The organism is uncultured Neisseria sp. (assembly GCF_951230505.1).
GTDB lineage: Bacteria > Pseudomonadota > Gammaproteobacteria > Burkholderiales > Neisseriaceae > Neisseria.
Window position 1 is genome coordinate 1 of sequence record NZ_CATNVN010000103.1, and the last position, 6,469, is coordinate 6,469.

7 protein-coding genes, 2 tRNA genes and 1 pseudogene are annotated in these 6,469 nt (G+C 48.2%); 3 read left to right on the forward strand and 7 right to left on the reverse strand.

The window, feature by feature from the left end:
- Positions 1-161: 161 nt before the first annotated feature.
- The 4 genes from panC to Q1M25_RS07165 form a co-directional block, all read right to left on the reverse strand.
- Positions 162-998, reverse strand: a complete 837-nt coding sequence (panC, locus tag Q1M25_RS07150) for a pantoate--beta-alanine ligase (protein WP_070824223.1) — start codon at positions 996-998, stop codon at positions 162-164.
- A 119-nt stretch (positions 999-1,117) separates the two neighbouring features.
- Positions 1,118-1,909, reverse strand: a complete 792-nt coding sequence (gene panB / locus Q1M25_RS07155; RefSeq protein WP_004521070.1) for a 3-methyl-2-oxobutanoate hydroxymethyltransferase — start codon at positions 1,907-1,909, stop codon at positions 1,118-1,120.
- A gap of 127 nt (positions 1,910-2,036) precedes the next feature.
- Positions 2,037-2,112 (reverse strand) — tRNA-Thr (locus Q1M25_RS07160).
- 36 nt (positions 2,113-2,148) lie between these two features.
- A tRNA-Thr gene (locus Q1M25_RS07165) sits at positions 2,149-2,224 on the reverse strand.
- A gap of 215 nt (positions 2,225-2,439) precedes the next feature.
- On the opposite strand from Q1M25_RS07165, the gene Q1M25_RS07170 reads away from it, so the two are divergent.
- Positions 2,440-3,234, forward strand: coding sequence for a polyamine aminopropyltransferase (locus tag Q1M25_RS07170; RefSeq protein ID WP_107810602.1), 795 nt, complete (start codon positions 2,440-2,442; stop codon positions 3,232-3,234).
- A 41-nt stretch (positions 3,235-3,275) separates the two neighbouring features.
- On the forward strand, positions 3,276-3,914 hold the full coding sequence (locus tag Q1M25_RS07175; RefSeq protein WP_150537500.1) for an alpha/beta hydrolase: 639 nt from the start codon (positions 3,276-3,278) through the stop codon (positions 3,912-3,914).
- 129 nt (positions 3,915-4,043) lie between these two features.
- On the opposite strand, the gene Q1M25_RS07180 is transcribed toward Q1M25_RS07175, so the two are convergent.
- The 3 genes and pseudogenes from Q1M25_RS07180 to folB form a co-directional block, all read right to left on the reverse strand.
- Entirely contained in the window at positions 4,044-4,580 is a 537-nt protein-coding gene (locus Q1M25_RS07180; RefSeq protein WP_300483381.1) for an NUDIX hydrolase, read from the reverse strand.
- An 85-nt stretch (positions 4,581-4,665) separates the two neighbouring features.
- Positions 4,666-5,312: pseudogene (locus Q1M25_RS07185) on the reverse strand (nuclease-related domain-containing protein).
- A gap of 45 nt (positions 5,313-5,357) precedes the next feature.
- Positions 5,358-5,708, reverse strand: a complete 351-nt coding sequence (folB, locus tag Q1M25_RS07195) for a dihydroneopterin aldolase (RefSeq protein WP_063075429.1) — start codon at positions 5,706-5,708, stop codon at positions 5,358-5,360.
- A gap of 57 nt (positions 5,709-5,765) precedes the next feature.
- Between folB and plsY the strand changes: the two genes are divergently transcribed.
- The gene (gene plsY / locus Q1M25_RS07200) at positions 5,766-6,377 is read left to right on the forward strand and encodes a glycerol-3-phosphate 1-O-acyltransferase PlsY (RefSeq protein ID WP_063075428.1); all 612 of its coding nucleotides are present in this window, start codon (positions 5,766-5,768) and stop codon (positions 6,375-6,377) included.
- Positions 6,378-6,469 lie beyond the last annotated feature (92 nt).

Below are 6,469 nucleotides of genomic sequence, written 5' to 3' on the forward strand. Positions count from 1 at the left end.
CCAGCTTGTCGGCGTGTTGCGATTTGATGGCGAGATACTGCTGCATCATCGGGGAGACGGTGGGTTTAGACATGGAAAAGCCTTAGAAACGCAAAAGCGTTATTGTAACAAAAGGCCGTCTGAAAAACAGGTTTCAGACGGCCTTTAACAGCAGCTTGGTTTTAAGCCAAAGCCACTTCCAAATTATCAATCAGGCGCGTGGTACCCAAACGGGCGGCGGCAAGCACCACCAATTCTTTATCGCCGACATGAGCTACTGCCAAGCTGTGTGCATGGCGGATTTCAACGTAATCAACCACCCAGCCGGCATCGGTTAAACGGCGGATACATTCAGCCTCAAGCTGGGCGTAATCCAGATTGCCGTTTTTCAGGGCGGCGGCAATGTTTTGCAACTCTTGATAGAGGCGGGGCGCTTCTGCGCGCTCTGCTTCGCTCAAATATTGGTTGCGGCTGGAAAGTGCCAGGCCGTCTGAAGCGCGGCCGGTATCGACCGGGACGATTTCGATATTGAAATTCAAGTCTTCGACAAAGCCTTTGATAATCGCCAGCTGCTGATAGTCTTTTTTGCCGAAACAGGCGGTATCGGGTTGAACAATGTTGAACAATTTGGTTACAACGGTCGCAACGCCGCGGAAATGACCTGGGCGGAATTTACCGCACAATTCGTTTTGCAGGTGTGGAGGCTCAACATTAAAACGCTGTTCCACATTCGGATACAGCTCTTTTTCATCAGGCGCGAACACGACGGCAACGCCCTCGCCTGCCAATTTGTCGGCATCTTGCTGCAAAGTGCGCGGATATTTGTCGAAATCTTCGCCTTGTCCGAATTGCAGGCGGTTGACAAAAATACTGACTACAACGTTATCGGCACGTTTTTTCGCTTCGCGCACCAGCGCAAGATGGCCTTCGTGCAGATTGCCCATGGTCGGCACAAATGCCACTTTTCCGGCAGTTTTGCGCCACTCGCGCAATTCTTTAATCGTATGAATGATTTGCATGGTTTGAAAAATCCTTTATCTTTTCCGCCGTTTCATCAACGGAAATCACGCGCCGATTATACGCTTTTATTCATTAAAAAGGCCGTCTGAAATAAGTTTCAGACGGCCTGGAATTTATTTTATCCGGCAAACGTATGTTCGACAGAAGGGAACGTTTTTGCTTTGACTTCGTCCACATAGGCTTTGACCGCAGCTTGAACGCTGTCTTTGCCCTGCATAAAGTTCTTCACGAATTTGGCGGTTTTACCGGGGAAAATGCCGAGCATATCGTGCATCACCAAAACCTGACCGTCGCAATCCACGCCTGCGCCAATACCGATGGTCGGGCAAGAAACGGTTTCGGTTACTTTTTTCGCCAACTCTGCAGGAACGCATTCCATCAATACGATTGCCGCACCTGCCGCATCATGCGCTTTGGCGTCGTTAAGCAACGCTTCCGCCTTATCGCCGCGGCCTTGAACTTTATAGCCGCCGAATGCAAACACGGATTGCGGGGTCAGGCCGATGTGCGCGCAAACAGGAATGCCGCGCATTTGCAGAAATTCAGTGGTCTCCGCCATCCAGACGCCGCCTTCGAGTTTGACCATATGCGCGCCGGCCGCCATCAATTCGGCCGCCGCCGCAAATGCCTGCTCTTTGCTCTGCTGATACGCGCCAAACGGCAAGTCGCTGACAATCATTGCATTTTGAGTGCCGCGAGCCACGCATTCAGTGTGGTAGCACATATCCTGCAAGCTCACCGGCAAAGTGGACTGACGACCTTGCACCGCCATGCCCAAAGAATCGCCGACCAGCAGTACATCTACGCCGGCATTGTCCATTAGCGCGGCAAAGCTGGATTCATAAGCGGTCAGCATGGCGATTTTCTCGCCCTCTGCTTTCATTTTTTGCAAAGTGTTTACGGTAATCATGGTGTTGTGTGTTCTGCCCGACGGGCAGCCCTTTGTTATAAATGGAAACGCGGTATTATAAGGTCTGCTTTTAAAATATCAAAGCATAAGCAAAAAGCCCGACTGCTTTCACAATCGGGCTTTTAATTGGTGCCGGCACCAAGAGTCGAACTCGGGACCCCCTGATTACAAGTCAGGTGCTCTACCAACTGAGCTATACCGGCTTACTGAAATGCCTTGCGGCACCATCAGTCTTTAACTGGTGCCGGCACCAAGAGTCGAACTCGGGACCCCCTGATTACAAGTCAGGTGCTCTACCAACTGAGCTATACCGGCAAGGAAGTCGGCATTATGCCGATAAGTTCCCATCTTGGCAAGCATTTTAAAACAAAGTTACTCATGAAATTATAAAAACCAATGATTTTAAAGAAAATTAAATAATACCTTACCTCTTAATTCAACACGCTCAAAGGCCGTCTGAAAACCGCTCCAGCGCAAAACATCATGGTTTCTGTTAAAATAACACCTTCTACATCTTTCCGTCTTTGCCCATGCCGCCCCGCCATCCTTACCGCCGCCTACGCCCAGCCAAATCCCATCTGCCCGAAGTCGGCATTTCCGAAGAAGGCAATATCCGTTCCCTGCACCTGGGCAGCGACACCATTCAAAGCTCCATGAATGTCGATCATCCGTCCGAGCTGGTGTTGTCGTACAGCCGCGCCATGATGGGTTGGCTGCTGTTTGCAGAAACCCCGCCCAAACACATCACCCAAATCGGCTTGGGCGGCGGCTCGTTTGCCCGTTGGATAGACAGCTACCTGCCCGATACCAAGCAAACCGCCATTGACATCAATCCGCAAGTCATCGCCGTGGCGCGCAGCCTATTTGAATTGCCGCACGAAGGCGAAAATTTTGAAATTATCGAGGCAGATGGCGCGGAATATATTAAAGTGTTCCGCCACAATACTGATGTGATTTTGGTAGATGGTTTTGACGGCGAACAGATTATCGATGCTTTAGTGGAAGAGCCCTTCTTCCAAGACTGCCGCAACGCCCTCTCTCCAGACGGTGTATTTGTCACCAACTGGTGGAGCGGCGACCAGCGTTATCAACGCTTTGTCGAACGCCTGCTCAACGTCTTTGACGGCCGCGTGCTCGAGCTGCCTGCCGAAAGCCACGGTAACGTAGCGGTCATGGCGTTCCAAAGCAGCCCTAAAGAACAAAATCTCGACAACCTGAAAAAACGTGCAGAAAAATTAAGCGAAAAATACGGCTTGGACTTCAAACGGATGCTTGCTGATTTGAAAGCCAACAATCAAAACAACGGCAAGAATTTTTATCTGTAAACCGCTTCATGCCGTCTGAAAAAACAAACAAGGACACACTCATGCTCAAACCCGACATCATTCAAATCCCCGGCCCGGCCGGTTTGCTGGAAACCATCTACCTGCCAAGCACACAAGAATCCGCCCGCGGCGTTGCCGTCATCAACCACCCCAATCCCCTGCAAGGCGGTACCAATACCAACAAAGTCATCCAGACCGCCGCCAAAGCCCTCAGCCAGCTCGGTTTCCATTGCTACCTGCCCAATTTGCGCGGCGTAGGCAATAGCGAAGGAGAACACGACTACGGCCGTGGCGAAACGCAAGACTGTATTGCCGTTATCGACTACGCCCGCGCGCAACATCCTGATGCACCGCAATTCGTCCTGGCCGGTTTCTCATTCGGCGGCTACGTTTCCACCTTTGCCGCCCAAGAACGCACGCCTGATTTACTGTTGCTGATGGGCGCAGCCGTCCATCACTACACCGACCGACCGGAACCATCCGACGTTCCCGATGTCGCCAAAACATTGATGATTCATGGCGCGGAAGACGAAGTCGTCGAAATCAACAAAGCCCTGACATGGGCAGAACCACAAGGCCTGCCTGTTGTGACCATTGCCGGTTCGTCCCATTTCTTCCACGGCAAACTCATCGTTTTACGCGATACAATCACACGGTTTGCACCGGCTTTATTAGGCTAAAATCCGGCTACAAAATAAAACAAGGCCGTCTGAAAGCTTTTTCAGACGGCCTTGTTTGTATGAAAACCTTATTATCAAATATCAGGCTCAAGTATTCAGAAATCTATCAAGGATTTTCTACTTAACATATCAATTCTGAGTCAACCAATACTGCAAACCAATCAAAGTCTTACCATCTTTGATTTCATCGTTTGCCAATGCATTGCGCACCTCTTCCTTGCTCATCAGGACGGTTTCTGTAATTTCATCCTCATCATTGCTCAACTCGCTGCCCAAACGCACGCCTTGCGCTTGGTAGAGATACATTTTTTCATCGCAAAAACCGACTGCAGTGTAAAAGGAGTGCAACAGTTTGACGCTGTCGGCGACATATGGCGTTTCTTCCGCCAACTCACGCAAAGCGCATTCGGCAGGATCTTCGTCCGCCACATCCAATTTACCCGCCGGCAATTCCAACGTCGCCTGATCGGCGGCATAACGCCATTGGCGCACCAAAACAACTTTGCCGTCTTCCGTTTCTGCCAATACACACGCAGCACCCGGATGACGGATCACAACCCGTTGGCTTTCATTGCCGTTGGGCAGGCGAACCCGATCGCGGCTGATGGTAACAAAAGAACCTTCGTAGATTGGCTCACTGCTTAATTTAGTTTCTTTCAAATCCATTTTTTACCTCATTTCCAAATTATTAAATATTAAAGGCCGTCTGAAATTTTACAGAAATAAACTCAGAGGATGCCTTTTCTAATAGTTACCGCTGATGTCGTTGTTGCAAACGCTCCGTATGTGTTCGCAGCTTTTCACTATTTGCTTGGTAGTCACTTGAAGACAATACAGCAACTATTGCCTCTACCTCATGAGGAAGCAATAAGGCCATCTGAAAATTCTTAATATAAGCCGCCGCCTGCCTAATACGGCAAACATTTGGTGGCATTTTCGATTTCAACTCACAATCACCTAAGAAAACTACCATTGAATGAAACTTCTCCTCAGGAAATTGCAATAGTTCTGACAATGCTTTGATATGAGCATAATTCTGACGCAACGGGTTTTGAAAATAATGTTTCTGTTTATAGATGATTTGCGTCCATTTAGATTGCTTTTCACTACCAAAAATCCAACCTGTGTAATTTTTAGTTTCTATCACAAATATCCCAAAAATTGAGACATAAATATGATCAATTTGTGTCGTACCATCTCGAGATGGAATAATTAAATCGTGAAACTCAGAATAAGTTTTCTCATCTAAATTTTTCCAATTACAGAACGAACTGCTATTTCTCCCATACTTCCCTTTATTTTAGGATTTTTCAACAGTGCTTTTAATAAAAGCAAAGGAATAATGATCAGAAAAATCCAAAATATACCTGACATACTTCCCAATATTTGTTCAATCATGACGTTTTCTTTTTTATTTAAAACTAAAAATTTATATATTTATGGTTATTCCCGAGTGCGTTCAATCTCAATACCGACCTGGGCCACATCTGGCAAGATACCCGGTTTCACAATACGGACACGCACTTTGGCCGCACCAAAATCATTTAAAATCAATTGGGCGATATGTTCCGCCAAAGTTTCCAGCAGTAAAAAATCCTGTTCGGCAAGGCTGCGGCGTACGACTTCGCATACTTCGCCATAATGAATGGTGTCGCCGATATCGTCGCTCGTGCCGGTACGCTCGGGAACACTGATTTCCAAATCCAAAATCAAAGTCTGTTTACGCTCGCGTTCCCAATCATATACGCCGATTAAAGTATCGGCCTTCATGCCGTACAAAAAGATTTTATCCATTTGCCTGTCCGTTTTTTTGATAGAATAACCGTTCCCATTTTAAGTAAAGCACCCAAAATGTTCAATGTACTCGCCATTATTGCCGCCTATCTTATCGGCTCCCTGTCTTTTGCCGTCATCGTATCAAAATATTACGGCATGGATGATCCGCGCACTTACGGCTCCGGCAACCCCGGTGCCACCAACGTCTTGCGCAGCGGTAAGAAAAAAGCGGCAGCACTGACCCTGCTCGGCGATGCAGTAAAAGGCTTGGTTGCCGTCATCTTGGCGCGCTGCCTGCAAGATGCTTTAAATTTGTCCGATGCGACGATAGCCCTGGTCGCGATTGCCGCATTGGTCGGCCATATGTGGCCAATATTTTTCAATTTTAAAGGCGGCAAAGGCGTAGCCACCGCATTAGGCGTCTTGCTCGCCCTCTCCCCCGCAACCGCCCTGCTCTGCGCCTTGATTTGGCTGGTCATGGCATTCGGTTTCAAAGTATCCTCCCTCGCCGCACTGGTCGCCACCGTCTGCGCACCCATCTTCGCCTTCTTCATGATGCCACACGCCTCTTGGGCATGGGCAACCGTATTCATTGCCGCATTGGTGTTGTACCGCCATAAAAGCAATATTCAAAACCTGATTCAAGGCAAAGAAAGCAAAATCGGAGATAAAGCCGGAAAATCTTAAAAGCGTAGATATATTCAAATAAAAGGCCGTCTGAAAGTTATTTTTCAGACGGCCTTTTGTATTTGTTCAATGATTAAAAAGGAATATCGTCG